The organism is Rudanella paleaurantiibacter (genome assembly GCF_009184635.1).
In the GTDB taxonomy this organism is placed as follows: Bacteria; Bacteroidota; Bacteroidia; order Cytophagales; family Spirosomataceae; genus Rudanella; species Rudanella paleaurantiibacter.
In genome coordinates this window covers 561,468-581,393 of the sequence record NZ_WELI01000005.1, presented here as the reverse complement: position 1 = coordinate 581,393, position 19,926 = coordinate 561,468, and the positions used below count along the sequence as shown (strand labels likewise).

At 53.0% G+C, this 19,926-nt stretch carries 15 protein-coding genes; 7 read left to right on the top strand and 8 right to left on the bottom strand.

All coding sequences use genetic code 11. The features are described from left to right. The first annotated feature begins 51 nt into the window (after positions 1–51). Together F5984_RS14545 and scpA are read left to right on the top strand one after the other, a co-directional pair. Positions 52–1,203 (top strand): serine hydrolase domain-containing protein, encoded by a 1,152-nt coding sequence (locus tag F5984_RS14545; RefSeq protein WP_152124958.1) that lies wholly within the window; start codon positions 52–54, stop codon positions 1,201–1,203. 34 nt (positions 1,204–1,237) lie between these two features. Next, positions 1,238–3,412, top strand: a complete 2,175-nt coding sequence (scpA, locus tag F5984_RS14540; protein ID WP_152124957.1) for a methylmalonyl-CoA mutase — start codon at positions 1,238–1,240, stop codon at positions 3,410–3,412. Between the two features lie 61 nt (positions 3,413–3,473). Here the strand turns inward: scpA and F5984_RS14535 are convergent, their stop codons facing one another. Together F5984_RS14535 and F5984_RS14530 are read right to left on the bottom strand one after the other, a co-directional pair. Continuing rightward, positions 3,474–4,592 (bottom strand): fasciclin domain-containing protein, encoded by a 1,119-nt coding sequence (locus tag F5984_RS14535; RefSeq protein ID WP_152124956.1) that lies wholly within the window; start codon positions 4,590–4,592, stop codon positions 3,474–3,476. A gap of 469 nt (positions 4,593–5,061) precedes the next feature. Next, positions 5,062–7,596, bottom strand: a complete 2,535-nt coding sequence (locus tag F5984_RS14530; RefSeq protein ID WP_317163109.1) for a tetratricopeptide repeat protein — start codon at positions 7,594–7,596, stop codon at positions 5,062–5,064. A 203-nt stretch (positions 7,597–7,799) separates the two neighbouring features. On the opposite strand from F5984_RS14530, the gene F5984_RS14525 reads away from it, so the two are divergent. Continuing rightward, on the top strand, positions 7,800–8,597 hold the full coding sequence (locus F5984_RS14525) for a DNA/RNA non-specific endonuclease (RefSeq protein ID WP_152124955.1): 798 nt from the start codon (positions 7,800–7,802) through the stop codon (positions 8,595–8,597). A 76-nt stretch (positions 8,598–8,673) separates the two neighbouring features. Here the strand turns inward: F5984_RS14525 and lysM are convergent, their stop codons facing one another. Further along, entirely contained in the window at positions 8,674–9,147 is a 474-nt protein-coding gene (gene lysM, locus F5984_RS14520; protein ID WP_019990791.1) for a peptidoglycan-binding protein LysM, read from the bottom strand. Positions 9,148–9,359: 212 nt separating this feature from the next. On the opposite strand from lysM, the gene F5984_RS14515 reads away from it, so the two are divergent. Further along, a complete protein-coding gene (locus F5984_RS14515) occupies positions 9,360–10,697 on the top strand; it encodes an SGNH/GDSL hydrolase family protein (RefSeq protein ID WP_152124954.1) in 1,338 nt (445 codons plus the stop codon). A gap of 62 nt (positions 10,698–10,759) precedes the next feature. Further along, complete coding sequence (locus F5984_RS14510) at positions 10,760–11,572, top strand: outer membrane beta-barrel protein (RefSeq protein WP_152124953.1); 813 nt, start codon at positions 10,760–10,762, stop codon at positions 11,570–11,572. Positions 11,573–11,646: 74 nt separating this feature from the next. Here F5984_RS14510 and F5984_RS14505 read toward each other — a convergent pair whose 3' ends face one another. Together F5984_RS14505 and F5984_RS14500 are read right to left on the bottom strand one after the other, a co-directional pair. Beyond that, positions 11,647–12,192: a hypothetical protein gene (locus F5984_RS14505; protein WP_246169011.1), complete on the bottom strand. Its 546-nt coding sequence runs from the start codon at positions 12,190–12,192 to the stop codon at positions 11,647–11,649. A 107-nt stretch (positions 12,193–12,299) separates the two neighbouring features. Continuing rightward, positions 12,300–12,638 (bottom strand): winged helix-turn-helix transcriptional regulator, encoded by a 339-nt coding sequence (locus F5984_RS14500; RefSeq protein ID WP_019990795.1) that lies wholly within the window; start codon positions 12,636–12,638, stop codon positions 12,300–12,302. A 602-nt stretch (positions 12,639–13,240) separates the two neighbouring features. On the opposite strand from F5984_RS14500, the gene miaA reads away from it, so the two are divergent. Beyond that, positions 13,241–14,146 (top strand): tRNA (adenosine(37)-N6)-dimethylallyltransferase MiaA, encoded by a 906-nt coding sequence (gene miaA / locus F5984_RS14495; RefSeq protein WP_152124952.1) that lies wholly within the window; start codon positions 13,241–13,243, stop codon positions 14,144–14,146. A gap of 61 nt (positions 14,147–14,207) precedes the next feature. Here the strand turns inward: miaA and guaA are convergent, their stop codons facing one another. Beyond that, complete coding sequence (guaA, locus tag F5984_RS14490) at positions 14,208–15,740, bottom strand: glutamine-hydrolyzing GMP synthase (protein ID WP_152124951.1); 1,533 nt, start codon at positions 15,738–15,740, stop codon at positions 14,208–14,210. A gap of 138 nt (positions 15,741–15,878) precedes the next feature. Between guaA and F5984_RS14485 the strand changes: the two genes are divergently transcribed. Beyond that, positions 15,879–17,381, top strand: a complete 1,503-nt coding sequence (locus tag F5984_RS14485) for a malate:quinone oxidoreductase (RefSeq protein WP_152124950.1) — start codon at positions 15,879–15,881, stop codon at positions 17,379–17,381. A gap of 82 nt (positions 17,382–17,463) precedes the next feature. Here the strand turns inward: F5984_RS14485 and F5984_RS14480 are convergent, their stop codons facing one another. Further along, entirely contained in the window at positions 17,464–18,627 is a 1,164-nt protein-coding gene (locus F5984_RS14480; RefSeq protein WP_246169010.1) for an exo-beta-N-acetylmuramidase NamZ family protein, read from the bottom strand. 132 nt (positions 18,628–18,759) lie between these two features. Continuing rightward, positions 18,760–19,824, bottom strand: coding sequence for an endo-1,4-beta-xylanase (locus F5984_RS14475; RefSeq protein ID WP_152124949.1), 1,065 nt, complete (start codon positions 19,822–19,824; stop codon positions 18,760–18,762). Positions 19,825–19,926: the final 102 nt, after the last annotated feature.

Here is a 19,926-nt window from a genome sequence, read left to right as displayed (position 1 = left end):
GATTCCCGATATTCGTTGCCGTAACCGTAATTCATCAACTCCCGTCACTCTATGAAATTCCTTTACGGGCCCTGTCTCTTCATTCTGCTCGCCTTCAGCACGGCCTGTCAGCGACCGTCAGCATCTGATGCGACTTATTTCCCAGCCAAAGGCGATGCCTGGGCAACCCGTAAACCTGAACAGGTTGGTATGGATGCCGCCAAGTTAGCCGAGGCTGTTGCCTGGGCCAAGACACAGGAAACCACGCAGATGGCCCCCGACTTTTCAACGCAGGAGGAGATTTTCGGGAAGTTGCTTGGTCCTATGCCCACCAGCCGGGCGGCTACTAACGGTATTGTGCTCCGGCGCGGCTACATTGTGGCTGAATGGGGAGATACCCGCCGGGCCGACCCTACGTATAGCGTAGCTAAAAGTGTGCTCTCCACGGTATTGGGTATCACGCTCGACCGTAAGCTAATTGGCCGTATCGACGAACCTGTGCGGCAACGCATTCAGGATGGCGGTTACGAGTCGGCTCAGAATAGTCAGGTTACGTGGGAGCATCACGTGCGGCAGACAAGCGAGTGGGAAGGCGATTTGTGGGGTAAAAATGCCGATTTTGTCGGGAAAGAAGCGTTTGGGAAAGGCGAGCGTAAACCCCGCAGCCTGCAAAAGCCCGGCACCTTCTACGAATACAACGATGTGCGCATCAACCGATTTGCACTCTCGCTCTTACGAATCTGGAAGAAACCTATTCCTGAGGTTTTTCGGGATGAAATCATGAATCCTATTGGGGCATCCGATACCTGGCAGTATATTCCGTACCCGAACGCCGTAGCCACGGTTGAGGGGCGGTCGATGCCGTCGGTGAGTGGTGGTACCCGGTGGGGTGGTGGCCTTTGGATCAATACCCGCGATGAAGCTCGTTTTGGCTATCTGATGCTCCGGCAGGGGCGCTGGAACGACCGACAGATTGTGTCTGCCGATTGGGTGAAACAGGCCACCACGCGCGGCCCCGTTGGTCCCGATTACGGGTATCTTTGGTGGCTCAATACGGAACAAAAGGCCTGGCCCGATGCCCCCGCTTCGAGCTTTGCCGCACTGGGCGCCGGTCAGAACACCATCTGGGTCGATCCGGAGCATGATTTGGTCGTGGTCTGGCGTTGGCACAATGGCTCGCCCAACGAGCTGATCAAGCGGGTACTGGCAGCCGTTACGAAGTAGAAGTTTTCAATGTACGAAACGTATTTTTTGTACCATGCGTCCCCATTTTTCATCAATACAACTACCGGTTTCAACCCCCGAAGCAACACAGTTAGCAGCTTCGCAGACGGCACCGGTAACCACGGCTGAAGGAATCAAGCTCAAACCCCGGTTTACAGCGGCCGACCTCGCCCCGACCGATCATCTGGATTATGTGGCCGGTATTCCTCCTTTTCTGCGTGGGCCATACAGTAGTATGTACGTACGTCAGCCCTGGACTGTTCGGCAGTACGCGGGTTTCTCCACGGCCGAAGCCTCCAACGCGTTTTATCGGCGCAACCTCGCAGCCGGGCAAAAAGGGCTGTCGGTTGCGTTTGACCTGGCTACGCACCGGGGTTACGACTCCGATCATCAGCGCGTGGTGGGCGACGTTGGTAAAGCGGGCGTAGCCATTGATACCGTGGAGGACATGAAGATTCTGTTCGATCAGATTCCGCTCGATCAGATGTCGGTGTCGATGACCATGAACGGGGCCGTCATTCCGGTCATGGCGTTTTATATCGTGGCCGCTGAGGAACAGGGCGTATCTTCCGAAAAACTGTCGGGTACGATTCAGAACGACATTCTGAAAGAGTTCATGGTACGTAACACCTACATCTACCCGCCTGAGCCATCGATGCGGATTGTGGGCGATATTTTCGCCTTTACGAGCCGCCATATGCCCCGGTTCAACTCAATCAGTATCAGCGGCTACCACATGCACGAGGCTGGGGCCCCAGCGCATATTGAGCTGGCTTACACGCTCGCCGATGGCCTTGAGTACATTCGGACCGGGCTGGCTGCGGGTATGGGTATCGACGATTTTGCGCCCCGGCTGTCGTTTTTCTGGGGAATCGGCATGAATCATTTCATGGAAATTGCCAAGATGCGGGCGGCCCGGTTGCTGTGGGCCCGGATTGTGCAATCGTTCGACCCGAAGAATAAAAAGTCGCTGGCATTGCGGACTCACTGCCAAACGTCGGGGTATAGCCTGACCGAGCAGGACCCGTTCAACAACGTGGCCCGGACAACCATCGAAGCGTTGGCCGCAGCCTTTGGCGGAACCCAGAGTTTGCATACCAACTCGCTCGATGAAGCTATTGCGCTGCCCACCGACTTTTCGGCCCGCATTGCCCGCAATACCCAACTTTACCTGCAACACGAGACCGACATAACCCGCGCTGTTGACCCCTGGGGTGGTTCGTACTACGTTGAAACGCTCACGCACGAGCTTGTCCAAAAAGCCTGGGCGCTTATTGAGGAGGTTGAACAGCTGGGGGGCATGACTAAAGCTATCGAAACGGGCCTGCCTAAACTTCGGATCGAGGAAGCTGCCGCTCGTAAGCAGGCGCGCATAGACGGGGGCAAAGACGTGATTGTGGGGGTAAACCGGTATCAAACCCAATCGGAAACCGAGATTGAGTTGCTCGAAGTAGACAATCAGGCGGTTCGGGAGAGTCAGATTGCCCGACTTAAGCAGGTTAAAGCCACGCGGGATGAACTGAAGGTAAACGAAGCATTGGACCGGTTGTATGAGGCTGCGAAGAACCCCACCCCCGGCCCCTCCCCGCTAGAGGGAGGGTCAATGAGCTCAAACCTACTCGCATTGGCCGTGGAGGCTGCCCGGCACCGGGCTACATTGGGCGAAATTTCGGATGCCATGGAGAAAGCATTTGGTCGGCATAAAGCCACAATTCGGGCCGTATCGGGCGTGTACTCTGCCGAAGTGTCGGATGATGAAAATTTTGCGGCTGCCCGGCAAATGGCCAATCAGTTTGCCGAACTCGATGGTCGGCGGCCCCGTATCCTGATTGCCAAAATGGGGCAGGATGGGCACGATCGGGGGGCCAAGGTGATTGCTACGAGTTTTGCCGATTTAGGGTTTGACGTCGATATGGGGCCTTTGTTCCAGACACCTGCTGAAGTGGCCCGGCAAGCCGCTGAGAATGATGTACATATCGTGGGCGTATCGAGCCTGGCGGCTGGGCACAAAACATTGGTTCCTCAGCTGATCGACGAACTACGGGCCATTGGCCGTTCGGATATTCTGGTGATTGCCGGAGGGGTTATTCCACCGGCTGATTACCAGTATCTGTACGATGCGGGCGTGAAAGGAGTATTCGGGCCGGGCACGATCATATCGGTGGCGGCTCAGAAAATTCTGGAAGAATTAATGACCGAAGCTCATTAAAAAAAGGCCCTGCTCAAGTGAACAGGGCCTTTTTCCACTACCTACCTAATTGAGAATTTGCTTACGGATTAGTAGGCAACAACAGCCGGTCGATCACGTGGATAACTCCGTTTGAAGCTACCTGATCGGGCGTTACGATATTGGCAACATTGTTGCCATTGCCTTTACCCAAAATAGTAACCTTACCATTGTTGACGTTGAAACGAACCGTAGCTCCGTTGGCGGTAGCCACGTCAGCACCGTTCTGGAAGGTCTGCGCAAAAGCGCGATAGTTCAGAACGTGGTACGACAGAATGTCGGCCAAACGTTTCGGGTCAGCGGCCCGGATAGCAGCCTCATCGGCAAAACCAGCAGCTTTAAATGCATCGTTGGTCGGGGCGAAGATGGTTACACCGTTCTGCGAATCGCCCGACAGAATTGTCTGAATCGAGGTTCCTGCGCGCTCGGCGGCTACTGCCAGGAATGTCAAATTAGCGTTTGCTTTAGCTACATCGGTAGCGTTGGCCGTTGGCGGCATCAATACACGATTAATGATGTGCACAACGCTGCTCACCGTGGGGTTGTTGCCCTGGGTAATCTTAGCGGAGTTAACACTGATGTCCGAAGCGCTTGCCTTGTAAACCGTGAGCCGGGCGTTGGCCAATGCCGTCTGATACGACGTATTAACGGCCGTTGGGAACGCGGGAAGGTCAATAACAGAGCCGACAATGTGGTACCGGAGAATCCGTTGCAGATCCGCTACAGGCGCTGCACTTACGGCTGCCTCACTGGCGTATCCTGCTGCCCGGAATGCTTCGTCCGATGGCGCAAACAACGTAAGCCCACCTTTGTTAACCTCATCGGTCAAGCCGGCGCGTGCGATAGCGGCCTCCAGAAAGTTCAGATTAGCCTGTTGGCTTACGTACGTAGCTGTTGGGAATACGGTACCCGGCGTAGTGCTTGTGCCTGTACCCGGCGTGGTGCTTGTGCCTGTACCCGGCGTAGTGGTTGTACCCGTGCCTGGTGTGGTAGTTGTACCTGTTCCAGGGGTTGTTACGGTACCGGAACCCGGACCCGTGGTGCCCGTTGTTGGGGCGGGGTCTACGACCTGATTGCTACAGCTGTATAAGAAAGGAGCTGTGCTGAGTAGAGCGGCCGCTAAGGCTTGGCGAACCAGGCGACCAGAAAGTTTGACATTCATACGTTGAGAGGTTTTGTTATATAGTTTACTCCAGTAAGCCGGATGTTGCCGGACAAACTGTTACTGCTCCAACGCTTCAGAAAAATAGATTGTTGTATTGTTTTAGTAACCTTATGGAGGGAAGGTTGTATTAGTTATTGTTTTTGCCGATGGGTATTTTATGTAAATTTTAGTTTATTTGTTTAGGGTAAATCACTGATATTCATTTATTTGATTTTGTGACTTTTTATGATATATTTTTTATCAGAGAGGGGGGCTTTTAGAGGGAATTAGCCCCCGTTGCTACTTCCCGTTTTTGAGCGAGCGGCCTATATGGATAAGCCCCAAAATGGGCTGTTCTCGGGAAAATTATATTTGTATCTCTACAAGTACGCTTAATATTTCGTCTTACCATTCACAAAAAAAGCGGAGCCACTTTGTAAAGTGACTCCGCTTACGTCGGTCGGTAGCTGATTCTATCAGGCCGGTATTAATAGGAATCGATAATTTGCTGGGGCAGTACTTTTACATCGATACCCGTTGCTCTTTTCAAAGCTGCGTGGTTGTTGCGACCATCAATGTAAGCCGGGTTTACCTCAATCGACTTATTGTAGTAGTACGAGGCCAGTTCCAGCTTCCGACGGTCAGCACCGCCTTCGTTTTGGTAAATAACCCCGAGGTTGTTGTAGGCCGGTGCGTAGGCATTGGCCGCCCGGATCGTCTGCTTGTAATAATACACAGCCGAGTCGCGGTTCGGGATAATTTTCTGGAACACGTAGGCCATAGAGAAATAAGCCTCACCAAAACCGGGGTAAATCTGCGTGGCCTCTTTCAGGTGATCGAGTGCCCACCGGCCGTGCTTGTTAGCGGCCGCCACGTTGGTATCAATAAGCACCTGCGCTTTTTTAACCATGTCGGCTCTCTTCTGATTATCGGTTAGTTTAACCACAGCGGCATTGGTCGCGTTGGCAATTGAGTCGGCCTTTGAGCGGTCTTTCAGCCCTTTTTCGATCCATTCGTTAGCCACGTGCCGTTGCACCTGACAGCTGCTGGGCGAGTACGGCAAGGCAGAGTTAAACAGCACGAAGTTGTTTTTCCAGTCTTCGTTACGTGTTACGGTCTTGAACGAATACAGCCCGAGTACCACCGTCAGCAAGGCAATCAGCGGAGCGTACTGAGCCAGCACCGGCCGAGGGGTAGCGGCCCCCGACGCATCAGACTGGGTAGCCGAGAATGCCGGTATTTTCGCAAAAAGCTGTTGCAGGCCCCAGACCACCACGATAGCGAAGCCCAGCACGGCCGCAAACAGGAAGCGTTCGGCTAGGATACCACCCCGCATCCAGATAAAGCCCAGACCCGGTGCCATAGCTACAAAGAACCAGAACAAGGCGAAGCCCCAGACCGTCCGGCGGAAGAAGCCTTTGATGGTCAGGTAAATAAGGCCAAGCATCAGAATCAGGCCCGTCACCACGAGCATCGTCTGTGTGCCTTTCGATGAGGGGATTACGTTGTACGAGTAGTCGTACACAAGTGGGTGGGGCAGGAACAGCAGTTTCAGGTAATACGCAAAGAACTTGAACGTACTCCGTATCTGCGTACCCTCAATGGCGTAGGGGTAGTTGGCCCAGTCGACAGGTGGTTTGCCGCTCAATGTGCCAATCATCTGTAGCTTCTGGTAGAAGAACAGGGCGGCTACGATCAGGAACGGCCACAAACTCAACAGCGACCGCCAGATATTGCGTCGGGCAAAGAAGTACTGCGCGGCCGGGATAAAGGCGATACTAACAATAGATGACTCTTTTGAGAGGAAGGCAAAGTAGAGCGACGCACAGGCCAGCCCAAGCCAGCTTGTTACGAGCAGGCTACCCGTGGCCGCGCCGAGGCCAATCCAGATCGCTTTCCCCGTTGTAATCTCAGGAATTCCCCGCGTACTTGCCATGAAGACGGCCCCAATCACGGCGGCAACGGTTGTCAGGGCTACCCCGGTGAGTTTAGCGTTAAGCTCGGGGTTATTCCACCAGAGTTCCTGCTTACCAACTTTCTTTGAGTACTGTGCCGACAGCCCCGCCGTTACCAGCAAGCTGCCCAGCACGCCCGCTGCGGCAATGCGGAAAATTTCGAGCAGGTTAACCCCGGCTTCGATCTGATTAGGAAGGCTCACACTGTCTTTTCCGATGATACCCCAAACCAGTGAACCACCCAGCAGGCCGCCAATCAGGCTCACTACGGCCCCGGCTGCCAGCCGCGCATCGGGCTTGATCCAGCCCCAGCGGTTGGTTTCGAGGTAGCGCCAGTGGAACAGCAACATGAGCGAAATAAACAGGAAGCTCAAAATTTCGTCGCGCCCTTTGATGTTGGCCACAATCTCAGTGTGAACCGGATGGGCTATGAAAATCAGACCAATGAGTAAAGCCGTAATGATTTGGCCCGTTCGGTTGGGCTGTGAACCCTCGGTTGTGAGTCCATCGGCAGTTTGTTTGGCAGGCTGTACGAACCATTTTTGCAACAGCATACCCAGCACCAGACCAATAATAGCGTACAGAATGGTGTTGATCTGGTGATTCAGGCCGGAGTTGCTACCGGCAAATTCGTGCTCAATGGCAAACGTGATGAGCGAAAGCGGACGGTAATAACCGAGTGAGATATTGCTGAAGTGCCAGAATTCGGTGCGGAGCAGATCGGGAATCCCCTTGAGACCGGCCTTCACGAATAAGTTTTGGCTAATGGCCGCAATATCGTCGAGGGCATAACCGTGATTGAACGTGTTGACGTAGAGCAAGAAGCCGACAAGCGCCAGCACCACCGGGGGCCACCAGGCCACGGGCCGGGTTGGAATTGGCAACGAAACCTCCGGCTCCGACGGAGTCACCGCTTTGGGGGGCGTAGGCTTCACAAACGTCGACTGAGGGCGTGGAGCCGTTGCTGCCGTACCGCCAACCCGAATAGGCGGGGGTGGAGTAGGGCGGGCGTTCGGCGTTGAGTTAGGGGCAGGTCTTGACGAAGAAGGCTGCTTTTTTTTCGACATGACAAAAGGAAAAAGTACGAGTATTCAGTCTATTAGTATGCAACGAGCGAGTGAAGCATTTCAACGCTTGTTGAGGTAGAGGCACAGTTTAACCCCTGTAAAGTTCAAAAAGGATGCTAAAAAAAGCAATTTGTTACTCAACTCATTTCGGTGTAGTTCTGGCAACGGCACTGCTGTTAAGTCTTAATCAGGGTTGCCGAACCATGATTCCGCAACCCGGCGGGTCTACCACCAACAACACGCAACCCACCCGCGACAATAACCTGGCGATGGGCAATCCGAGTGGGGCATCGGTGGGCGACCCCAACAACTACCTCATGGTCAAATCGGCTTATACCCTCTCGTACAATCGTCGTCGAGGTATTGCTAATTGGGTAAGCTGGCACCTGAGTACCGCCTGGAAAGGAACCGTTCGGCGGGGTAACGATTTTCGGGCCGATGCCACCCTGCCGCGCGATTGGCCCGTTATTCAGACCGCCGATTACACCAATACGGGCTTTGACCGTGGGCACCTTTGCCCCTCCGACGACCGCGACGGATCGGTGGAGGACAATAGCGCTACGTTTTTACTGACCAATATCGTGCCAGAAGCTCCGCGTCATAACCGCGAAGTGTGGAAAGAACTCGAAGATTATTGCCGGAATCTGCTCAACGGCAGCAATGAGCTATACATTATTGCCGGAACAACGGGTACAGGAGGTACTGGAAGTAACGGGGAAGCAAGCAAACTGGCCGATGGTAAAATTACCGTGCCGGCTTCGCTCTGGAAAGTAATTGTTGTGCTGCCCGTGGGTTCTAACGATCTGCAACGGGTCAACAGCAATACCCGGGTGATTGCGGTAAATATTCCGAACCGGCAAACGGCCGCCGATAAACCCTGGTATGCGTACACGCTCAGCATTGATGATCTGGAGCGACGTACCGGCTACGATTTCCTATCGAATCTGCCTGCTGATTTGCAGCAGATACTCGAAAGCCGGATTGATGGTGGAGTGAATTAGGGAGAAAGGAGAAAGGAGAAGGGAGGAAGGAAAGGGAGAGTTAATATCCCTTTTCCTTTCCTCCCTTCTCCTTTTATTACAATTGCGGAATCCGCAGTACCTGATTTGGGTAAATCAGGTCAGGATCTTTGAGCATGGGTTTGTTAGCTTCGAAAATGACGCCGTATTTCATGGGGTCACCGTACACCTCTTTCGAGATTTTTGACAGCGAATCGCCTTCTTTAACCGTGTAATAGCGTGCTTCTGGGGTTGGGTCGGCAACTTCCAGCTGATTGTCTACCACTTGAACGCCTTCTACGTTACCTACGGCCAACGCAATCTTTTCGGCATCTTCCTGGGTTTTAACTTCCCCTTCCAGAATGACCGTATCGCCTTTGGTTTTAACCGTCAGTTTGTTGTAGGCTAAGCCAAGTTGCTTCACGTGGTTGAGCAACGCCTGTGCTTTCAGGGGCTCAACTTCAGCTTGTTTGGCGGGCTCAGCGGCTGGTGCTTCGTGCTCTTTGCCGAAGATTTTCTCACCAACGCCTTTAAAAAAATTCAATAGACCCATCGTTTTTATAGATTAATGTGAAACATGAGTTAACGGGGCAAAGAACAGAAATCGCTTTTAAAAGTCAACCCCGTACGCTCATCCGTATCGTTTTATTAATTTTCTGTTAATCTGAATATTTATACAAAATCGATTCAGATACCCCAGAATCGGGTACTTTTGCGTTCATTTTAAATGAAAGTATAATTTTTCCATTGTTTAATTTACTTAAGATGGTAAATAACAAACAGTTACGATGGGGGCTGGTACTGGGTACTCTATTCGGGGTAGCGGCTTGTACCAACGATATTGATCCGAATGCCGGGTTACCTACCCCAAGCCGGGGCGAAGCTGATTTTACAAAGTACGTTGCCGTAGGAAACTCGCTAACGGCTGGCTACCAGGATGGGGGTTTGTACCGCGAAGGGCAGCTTAGCTCGTATCCGGCCTTGCTGGCAGGTCAGTTTAAAACCGTAGGCGGGGGCGACTTTGTACAACCTTTGTTTAGCGAGGCTCAGGCCAACGGTTCGGGTTATCTGAAGCTGACCAGCCTGACCCCCACAACAGGCATTGTGTTGCCAGGGGCGGCCCGCGGTGGGCAAACGACAAGTGGTCAACTATTACTGACTAAGTACAACGGAGCAAGCCAGAACCTGGGTGTACCGGGTATTCGGATGGCCGACATTCAGCGGGCGGGTTACGGAAGCGTGCAGGGCAACGCATTTTTTGAGCGGTTACTCCCCGACAATTCACTGACGACCTATCTGCAATACGTAAGCGATAACCTCAATGGGGCTACGTTTTTTAGCTGCTGGCTGGGAAACAATGATGCGCTGGGGTACGCTACGTCGGGTGGGGTATCGGCACTTACTGAAGAGGCCGTTTTCAATACGAATTACACAGCCATTCTAAACAAACTAACCGAAAACAACCGCAAGGGTATAGTCATTGGGATTCCGCCGGTTTCGGTGGTGCCCTTTTTCACCACGGTAACATTGCCTCAACTGTTAGCGCAGGTCAATGCAGCGGTACAGCAGCAGGCACCGGGTACTCCGGCTATCACAGCGCTGGTGATTCAATCGCCGGCGGCACCGGGTGGGGTGCGCGCTACCAAGGCCGGTGATCTCTTATTGCTGCAACCCTACATTTCGGGTGAATACAACAAAATCGGATCAACCACGGCAGGAACGGGTCGCGGGCCTTACGGGCTCTCAGCTACCAACCCATTGCCCTCGCAGTTTGTGCTCGACGCCGAAGAGGTCGCTTTGCTCAACCAACGCATTGCTGCGTTTAACCAGACTATGAAAACGGGGGCCGAAGCCAAAAATATCGCGTATCTGGACCCCGGCGTGTTGCTTACCCGTGCCCAGCAAGGAATCACCGAAAACGGGGTGACATACAATGCCACGTTTGTGCAGGGCGGAATCTTCAGCCTCGATGGGGTTCACCTGACTCCCGCTGGCTACGCGCTGACGGCCAACGACATTATCAATACCATCAACGCGAAATACAAAGCAACGATTCCGACTCTGAACGCGAGCCGGTACCGGCGGGTGCTGTTACAGCCCTAAATATGGCCGGGGCTGTCTGGTTAAGTAGGCCTCCTTGCTGAATCTTTTAGACCTCTTTCTTTATGAATACACATAAAAAACTGCTGGCAGCGGGTTTGTTGCTGGTTTCGACGGCGGCCTGGTCGCAAAACACAGGCAGTTTGTTCAAGGGCATGCAATACGGCCTGAAGGTGGGTGGTACCGCCACTCATGGCTATACCGTGATTCCAGCCTTGCCCACGGCCATTGCCAACGTGCAGGTTCCCGAAATCACCAATAACAACAACGGTATTGGCTACGGGTATACGGCCGGGGTTTGGGCTCGGAAGAATATGCGGAAAGGGTATATTCAGGCCGAGGTGACCTACAATATGTTTGTGCTCAAGCAGATTGCTGATGTCACGCTCGATGTGAATGCCAACCCGTCGTTGGTCAATGCGCTCCCGATCAGTGTAGCCCCCGGACTGGTTAATGCCACGCTGAATGCCACGTCTGAGTCGACACTGAAATCGGTCAATGTGCCTATTCTGCTCGGCCGTCGCTTGCTGAACGATAAAGTACGGGCCTATTTTGGACCTAACTTTATCTTTGTAACCAATGCCCAGGCGATTCGGAATACGAGCGGTCGGTTGAATGAAAACAAAACGATTGGATTTCCGCAGCGGGATATTCCGCTCACCACGAGCCAAACGAATCTGCTTAATCGATTTGAGGCCGCCGATCTGGAAGTGAAAGACTTTACGTATGCGCTTGAGTTCGGGTTGGGGGTGTCGCCCACGCGCCGAATGGACATAGACCTTCGGTACGCGGTACCGGTTGGGGGTGTTTACAAAAATGCCGACATCAAGGGGTTTTTGGGTATTGCCAGCCTGACAATCGGTTACGCGGCATTTTAGCCTGAAGTACACCCTGGGCTAAATGCCGTACAGGCGGTGTATTGCCCGTACAGACAAGGAGGTTGACTTTGGTGTTAGCCTCCTTGTTCTTTTTTGGCGTCACTCTTCTCCGGCTCTAAGACATAAACCTGTCCGGCAGACTTTAGGCGGTAACGCACCATTTGTATTCCTCCTGTCGGGTAGGCATTGGCATCGCCCGAGGCATAGACCGGAAACTTACGGCATAGGATATACGATTCAGTCCATAGGCTATCATGTCCCATGTAGCCCGTTGCGGCCGGCATAGGCCAATCGGTGGGTAAAATATCGACGCGCCGATCGGGTAAAAACTGCCAGCCGATTACCTGACCAAACGAGCCGGTACCCGTACTGCGCAGATAAATATAGATTTCGGGAAATCGATTGTTATCCAGATCAGCCACATCGGCCCCCACCACAATACCGTCGACGGGTAAGCGAAAAGCGGTGAGCAAGAGGCTTCCGCGCCGGGCCTGAATAGCTACTTCGGCGCTTGTTCCTGTATCCGACGCAGTTATCTGGAAATTGTAGATGTTGAACGTCAACTGCTTAGAAAACACAATCGGGCTCTGCTCCGGCAGGGGCGGGCGGAGTAGAGACAAAACGATCGTGAATACTAAAACCAGAATAACGGGCATAAAAAAGCGATGACGTACACATCAGTAACGTCATCGCATATAATTTAGTTGAAGCGAATAACTGAACCGTATCAGTCTTCCATAAAAGGCGCTCCAATCAAGTGCAGGGAATTCAGATGAGGCAGAATTCCGCGGCCTTTGGTGGTTAACCGATATTCAACACGGGGGGGAACCTCACTAAACGACTCTTTCTCCAGTACTCCAAGTGAAATCAGTGATTTCAGTTCTTGAATGAGTACCTTTTCACTCACGTCGGGCATCATGCGCCGAAGTTCGCCGTAGCGCCGGGTATGTTCACCAAGATTGAGCAGAATAAAAAGTCGCCATTTCCCGCAGATAATATCAAGTGTTCTTCTCAGAACCAGCTGATCCCGTTCAGCCATAGTCACATCACGATTACTGTCTTTCATTTCAATTGGACAATTCACCTAAAAAATCTTTTTTACTAACTTTTTTGTGTGTAAGTTACTGATTTGTAAGGGGTTGTGCGAATAAGCAAATATAAATCCTCAATTGTTATATCAAGCTGTAAAATGCAACTTTATGTGCTTTGGACGCATAAATAACACATAAAATCGCAAAACAACCTAACCAATGAAAGATGTTATATCATTGAATTGCAAACCTCCGAATAAAGTGAATGGTGTCGATTAATTTCGAATTAACGTATATCAGTAGCTACGGAATCTGTCAGGACAGGTGTACGTGCTGAGTCGCCGATCACTCGCTCGGTAGGAGCCGACGAAGTGCCCGCCGGATTCTGCTCATTCGTGGTGGAACTACTACACCCACACAGTAGAGTTAGTAATCCAATGATTGTCAAACTGTTCATGCATTTATTGGTGTTTCCCTGACGTGACTCCATAACAGATGAGTATGTAAATTAGTGCCTATAATCTATATAGATTTAATTGAAAATTGTTTCGTAGAATAGCCAAATTGCTGGCCAACGGACCCGGCTTGAAGAGATAAACCAATCGGCCCGTACCTTTGCGGAAAAGGTAATTTATTTGTGAAAAAAACGTTGCTGGTCATTGCCGGACCCACCGCTGTCGGAAAAACAGATTTGTGCGTTCGTCTGGCAAAAAAATTACAAACCGACGTCGTATCGGCCGACTCCCGGCAGCTATATCGCGAATTGAATATTGGAACGGCCAAACCTACTCCTGTTGAGATGGACGGGGTGCGGCATCACTTTATCGATTCCCATTCGATTCAGGAGGTTGTCAGCGCGGGCCGTTACGAACGCGAGTGCCTGGCCCTACTCGATAGGCTCTTCATCCAACACGATGTGGTTATCCTGACGGGTGGAACGGGTTTGTATATCGATGCGCTTTGCTTTGGGCTCGATGATATTCCGCCAATAGACGCGACCATCCGGGATAGGCTAATGGCTCGGGTTGCGGCTGAGGGGCTCGAACCCCTGCAAGCTGAACTGCGTGAACTTGATCCAATCTATGCCGCTGAGGCCGATTTACAAAATACCCAACGGGTGGTGCGGGCTTTGGAGGTCTGCCTGGGTACCGGGCAGCCGTTTTCGTCGTTTCGGCGGCAGCAGGCCGCCCCGCGCCCATTCGAGATCGTGCTTTGTGCGCTCGACCGACCCCGTGAGGAGTTATATGCCCGCATCGACGCCCGTATGGATGCCATGCTTGCGGCTGGGCTCGTCGACGAAGCCCGAAACTTACTGCCGTACCGGGATCATCTGGCGTTACGTACGGTGGGCTATCAGGAAGTATTCGGCTATTTCGATGGGGCGTACGACTACGACGAAATGGTATTTCTGCTCAAACGCAATACCCGGCGCTACGCCAAACGGCAACTGACCTGGTTCAGGCATCGGGCTAACTACCAGTGGTTTGCTCCCGGTGATGTCGATAAAATTGCTTCTCTTGTAAGTAGTGGCAGTAGGCAGTAGCAGTAGGCAGTGCTCTTGCGTCAGCTACTGCTTACTGCCACTGCCTACAACTTACTACGTATTACTCCCACTCAATCGTCGCTGGTGGTTTGCTCGAAATGTCGTACACAACCCGGTTGACGCCTTTGACCCGGTTAATGATCTCGTTCGAGATGTCGGCCAGAAACTCGTACGGGAGGTGTGCCCAGTCGGCGGTCATACCATCCACGCTGGTTACGGCCCGTAAAGCCACTACGCGCTCGTACGTACGCTCATCGCCCATGACACCCACCGACTGAATCGGGAGCAACATGGCACCGGCTTGCCAAACCTGGTCGTATAGGCCATACCGGCGGAGACCGTCGATAAACAGATAGTCCACTTCCTGCAGAATGGCCACTTTCTCGGGCGTGATATCACCCAGAATCCGAATGGCCAAACCCGGACCGGGGAATGGGTGACGCCCCAGAATGTTCTGTGGCAGGCCCAACGAACGGCCCACGGCCCGTACCTCGTCTTTAAACAAGGTGTTGAGTGGCTCTACTACTTTCAGCTTCATGAAATCAGGGAGGCCACCCACGTTATGGTGCGATTTGATCGTGGCAGAGGGGCCTTTGACCGAAACCGACTCAATTACGTCGGGGTAAATGGTACCCTGTCCCAGCCATACAACATCTTCCAGCAAATGAGCTTCCTGGTCGAAAACGTCGATAAACGTCTTCCCAATAGCTTTCCGTTTGGCTTCGGGATCGGTGAGACCGGCAAGAGCGGTGTAGAACTGCTCTTTGGCGTCGACTCCCTTAATGTTGAGACCCAGCGTGCGGTAACTTTCCAGTACACTCGCAAACTCGTCTTTACGGAGCAGTCCGTTGTCGACAAAAATGCAGTACAGGTTTTGCCCGATGGCACGGTGTACCAACATGGCAGCCACCGACGAGTCGACCCCGCCAGAGAGTGCCATCACCACTTTGTCGTTGCCCAGTTTGGCTTTCAGATCGGCCACGGTGCTATCCACAAACGAGTCGGCGGTCCAGTCCTGTTTGCAGCCGCACACATCTACCACAAAGTTGTGCAGTAGTTGCTTACCCTGTAGAGAGTGCGTCACCTCGGGGTGGAACTGAATGCCGTACGTTTCCTCGCCAGAGACCTGAAAAGCGGCCACGCGGACCGTTTCGGTTGAGGCAATGATGTGAAACGAATCGGGAACCTGCGTGATCGTATCGGCGTGCGACATCCAGACCTGTGAGTGGGGGTCAATGCCCTGCATCAGTCGGTTGGTCGTTTCTACAGTGCCCAGTTTGGCCCGACCGTACTCTCGAATACTGGAGGCTTTTACCTCTCCTCCGCTCGTTTGGGCCAGTAATTGTGCGCCATAGCACACACCCAATACTGGGAAGTGCTGCCGGAACCGGCTCAGGTCGACCATCGGGGCGTCGGTATCGCGGACCGAACACGGGCTACCCGACAGGATGATTCCTTTAACGTCGGGCGTGATGGCGGGAATGTTGTTGTAAGGATGGATTTCGCAATAGACATTCAGTTCGCGAACCCGTCGGGCGATGAGTTGGGTGTATTGCGAACCGAAATCCAGAATAAGAATTTGCTCGGTGACCATGCTTCGGTTTCTAAGGTGCAAAAATAGAGCCTTTTAGAAGAAAAATCACAGCCTATGCTACAAAAGCGGCAGAAGAATGGTTATAAACGGAATAATCAGGCTACTGAACCGCTTGCGGAAATAAATCAAAATAGGCGAATGGCTGCCCCAAAACAACCAGCTTCAACCCCCGATGTCGTACTGATCGGAGCGGGCATTATGAGTGCAACCCTGGGTGTGTTACTCAAGGAGTTGCAACCGAGTATTACCATCGAAATTTACGAACGGCTGGACCGGGCGGCCGCTGAAAGTTCCGATGCCTGGAACAACGCAGGGACCGGACACTCAGCCTTTTGTGAACTGAACTACACGCCCGAACGTGAAGATGGCACGGTTGAAACGAACAAGGCGGTAAAGATTGCCGAGTCGTTTGAAGTATCGAAACAGTTTTGGGCATATTTGGTAGAACAGGGGTTTCTGGAAGATGCCCCCGATTTTATCCGCAGTATTCCGCACATGAGCTTTGTGTGGGGGAAAGAAAATGTCGATTACCTGCGTCGGCGGTTTGAGGCTTTGCAGCAGTGCCATTTATTTCATGGCATGGCCTACAGCGAAGACCCCCAAACGATCGCGAACTGGATTCCGCTCGTGATGGAAGGTCGCGACCCGGCCGAGCCAGTAGCTGCTACCCGCATGGATATGGGTACCGACGTGAACTTTGGGGCACTTACCCGCAATATGTTCAAACGGCTCATGCAACTCGATGGCGTCACCATGCACTTTAACCATGATGTGCGTGAGTTGTGGCGGTCTAAAACGATGGGCGGCTGGAAGGTGCGTGTCGAGAATCTGGAAACCGGCCGCGAGCGCGATGTGCAGGCTAAATTTGTGTTTATTGGAGCCGGGGGCGGCTCGCTGCGGCTCCTCGAAAAATCAGATATTCCGGAGGGTCGTGGGTACGGTGGCTTCCCGGTAAGCGGGCAGTGGCTCAAATGTACCAACCGCGAGATTATCGAACAGCACGATGCCAAGGTCTACGGAAAAGCATCGGTAGGCGCCCCGCCTATGTCGGTGCCGCACCTGGATACGCGCATGATCGATGGAAAGCGGGAATTGTTGTTTGGACCTTACGCCGGTTTTTCGACCAAGTTTCTGAAAAATGGCTCGTACCTGGACCTGCCCAAATCCATTCAGATGGCCAATCTGGCCCCGATGCTGATGGCCGGTCTGCACAATATTCCGTTGACGCGCTACCTGATTCAGCAGGTCATGCAGTCGCCCGAAGATCGGCTGTTTGCCTTGCGCGAGTACTTCCCGAATGCTCAAATGCAGGATTGGGAACTTGAAGTAGCCGGGCAGCGGGTGCAGGTTATCAAAAAAGACGAAGAAGAAGGGGGCGTGCTGGAGTTCGGAACGGAGATTGTAAGCGCGGCTGATGGAACGATTGCTGCCTTGCTTGGGGCCTCGCCGGGAGCCTCTACCGCCGTCTCGATTATGCTCGACTTGCTGAACCGCTGTTTTCCCGACCGGATTATTCGGGAGGATAACCAGCAGAAAATAAAGGAAATGATTCCGAGCTACGGTCGTTCGCTCGCTAAAGATCCCGAACTGACACGCCAAATCCGTGAGCGAACAAGCGAAGTGTTAGGGTTGGAGGAATAGGAAAAAAGAAAAAGGAGAAAGGGAAAAAGGAGTCAGCTACGTATGATTCCTTTCCTCCCTTCCTCCTTTTTCCCTTTCCTCCTTATTTGTACAACAGATACCCTTTGCGTTTGGCCTTGTACCCGCTCAGGGCGGGCTCCCAGCTTTTGCGGATGGCCGACTCTTTGACTCCGGCAATTAGTTGCTTGCGCAGTTGGTCGGAGCCGTACAGCTTATCGATAAAGTTGCCCTTGAGAAAGAACTTATCTTTTTCGGGGGCTTTTTCGTAAAAGTCGATCACGTATTTCAACGTGAAACCCTGCTTGCGGGCGTTCACCTTTGTCAGATCGAGACCGTAGCAAAGCTGCCCTTCATTGGGTGGGTTTACGGCACCGGGTTTATCGGTGGGGGTAAACTGAAACGGGCCATTTTTGGGGTTGGGAGAGCCAATTACCTGAAATTGCTTGTCGGTGCCCCGCCCAACGCTGACGACCGTACCTTCGAAAAAGCAAATCGACGGGTACAGCAGGATCGATTGTAAATTGGGCAGATTGGGCGACGGAGCAATGGGCAACTCATAGGCCGTAGCGTGGGTGTAATTTTTAACTGGAATCACGGTGAGGCTTACCTGACGGCCACCCGCGAGCCACTTTTCGCCGTTGATCATACCGGCCAGCTCGCCCACAGTGAGGCCGTGCACCACCGGAATAGGGTGCATCCCGACAAATGATTTAAAGGCTGGGTCGAGCACGGGGCCATCAACAAGGTGCCCATTGGGGTTGGGGCGGTCGAGTACGATAAACGGCTTACCTGCTTCGGCGGCCGCTTCCATGGCGTAGTGCATGGTGCTGATGTAGGTATAAAACCGCGCGCCTACATCCTGAATATCAAACAGCAGTACATCGAGCGAGTCGAGCTGGGCGGGAGTCGGTTTGTAGTTTTTGCCGTAGAGCGATACGATGCTGATACCCGTTTTGGCGTCGCGGCTGTTGTCTACTTTTTCGCCCGCGCTGGCCTGACCCCGGAAGCCGTGTTCGGGGGCAAAAATTGTTTTGATCGTGAGGCCGAGTGCCTGTAGGCTGTCAACGAGGTGGGTGTAGCCGCCCGCCCGCTTGATAACCGACGTGTGGTTCACAACCATACCGATTCGCTTCCCCTTGAGCGATGGTACGTACAGGTTGGTTTGGTCGGCACCCGTCTGGATCTGGGCAAAGGTTGGGCCTGTGAAGCAAGCGCAGGCAATCAGGAGTAGGGACAGAAAACGCATAGTGGAATAAAAATCGTGACTCGGCTGGCTATACGCACGCAGCCGGGGCGCAAATATCGGGGGCAAACAAGCGGATACACAAATAACGGTAACTGCACCTGAGAATTACTTGTCAAGGGCAGTTCCGGGTAATTACGGTTTCAGTCCGGTCAGGAAGCCATCGTAAGCCGCTTTCTTCTTGAAGTCTTTGTCGAACGGCAGCGGGAAGTCGTTGCATTGGCAAAAACTCGGAATCCAGCTATCGGCATCGCTCACATTCCAGGTGGTTATGCCGTGTTGTTGCGCCGGTGGTACAATTGTGCGGTAGGCCGTGGCAATGGCCTGGTATTTGGCTTTTTGCCGTTGCCAGAGGGCATCGGTCGGGGAGAAGTTGGCGGTTTTGGCCTGATTCACCCGAACGTCGAGTTCGGAGATATGGACCAGCAGACCCGTAGCCGCCGTTTGCCGGATCGCATTCTCAATCTGTGCGTCAGGATGGTCGATGTTCGTGTGCATCTGGAGGCCCACGCCATCAATCGGGATGTTGCGTTTACGGAAATCGGCCACCATAGCCAGTACGGCCGCCAGTTTTTTGGCACTGTACTCCTGCCCGTATTCGTTATAAAATAGCTTCACGGCAGGGTCGGCCTGGCGGGCGTATTGAAAACTGCGGGCCATGTAGCCGGGACCGAGGTTCTGAAGCCAGAGCGTGGGACGCAGGGTGCCATCGTCCAGAAACGCTTCGTTGACCACATCCCAGGACGCAATTTTGCCTTTATACTGTTTCACCACCGTTGTGATATGGTCGCGCAAGAGGTTTTCCCAGGCCAGTGAATCGCCCTTAAATTGAGTAACCCAGTCGGGGACCGACTGATGCCAGACAAGCGCATGGCCGTGCATCCGTTTGCCAGTCTGATTGGCAAAATCGACAATGGTATTACCCCCGCTCCAGTCGTACCGATCTTTTTCGGGGTGCACTTGACGCATTTTAAGGTGGTTTTCAGACGTTATGCTACTAAATTCCGTTTCGAGTGTCTGGCGGTAGAGGGGTTTACCCGTCAGCAGGCTGGGGTTGATAGCCGCACCGACTGGAAACGAGGCCACCGAGCGCAGCGTGGACGTTACGGGCGTGGGGTTGGGGGTTGTGCCGGGCTGGGCCGATGGTTGTCGGCACCCACCCATCAGCAGGATGGCAAACAGAAGCAGGTTGCGTGTCATGTCCCTAAAAGCGGTTTTCGCCTGAAACCTATTGGCGGGAGCTCACGGCAAATCCGTTACTTTTATGCCAGCAACAACCGAACCGGTTCCGAACGGGTTATT

Excerpts from the sequence above, each read along its gene's own strand:
- guaA (WP_152124951.1), bottom strand. The coding sequence starts at position 15,740 with ATGGTCACCGAGCAAATTCTTATTCTGGATTTCGGTTCGCAATACACC.
- F5984_RS14545 (WP_152124958.1), top strand. The coding sequence starts at position 52 with ATGAAATTCCTTTACGGGCCCTGTCTCTTCATTCTGCTCGCCTTCAGC.
- scpA (WP_152124957.1), top strand. The coding sequence starts at position 1,238 with ATGCGTCCCCATTTTTCATCAATACAACTACCGGTTTCAACCCCCGAA.
- F5984_RS14500 (WP_019990795.1), bottom strand. The coding sequence starts at position 12,638 with ATGAAAGACAGTAATCGTGATGTGACTATGGCTGAACGGGATCAGCTG.
- F5984_RS14510 (WP_152124953.1), top strand. The coding sequence starts at position 10,760 with ATGAATACACATAAAAAACTGCTGGCAGCGGGTTTGTTGCTGGTTTCG.
- F5984_RS14530 (WP_317163109.1), bottom strand. The coding sequence starts at position 7,596 with ATGTCGAAAAAAAAGCAGCCTTCTTCGTCAAGACCTGCCCCTAACTCA.
- F5984_RS14480 (WP_246169010.1), bottom strand. The coding sequence starts at position 18,627 with ATGCGTTTTCTGTCCCTACTCCTGATTGCCTGCGCTTGCTTCACAGGC.
- F5984_RS14475 (WP_152124949.1), bottom strand. The coding sequence starts at position 19,824 with ATGACACGCAACCTGCTTCTGTTTGCCATCCTGCTGATGGGTGGGTGC.
- F5984_RS14525 (WP_152124955.1), top strand. The coding sequence starts at position 7,800 with ATGATTCCGCAACCCGGCGGGTCTACCACCAACAACACGCAACCCACC.
- F5984_RS14535 (WP_152124956.1), bottom strand. The coding sequence starts at position 4,592 with ATGAATGTCAAACTTTCTGGTCGCCTGGTTCGCCAAGCCTTAGCGGCC.
- lysM (WP_019990791.1), bottom strand. The coding sequence starts at position 9,147 with ATGGGTCTATTGAATTTTTTTAAAGGCGTTGGTGAGAAAATCTTCGGC.
- F5984_RS14485 (WP_152124950.1), top strand. The coding sequence starts at position 15,879 with ATGGCTGCCCCAAAACAACCAGCTTCAACCCCCGATGTCGTACTGATC.
- F5984_RS14515 (WP_152124954.1), top strand. The coding sequence starts at position 9,360 with ATGGTAAATAACAAACAGTTACGATGGGGGCTGGTACTGGGTACTCTA.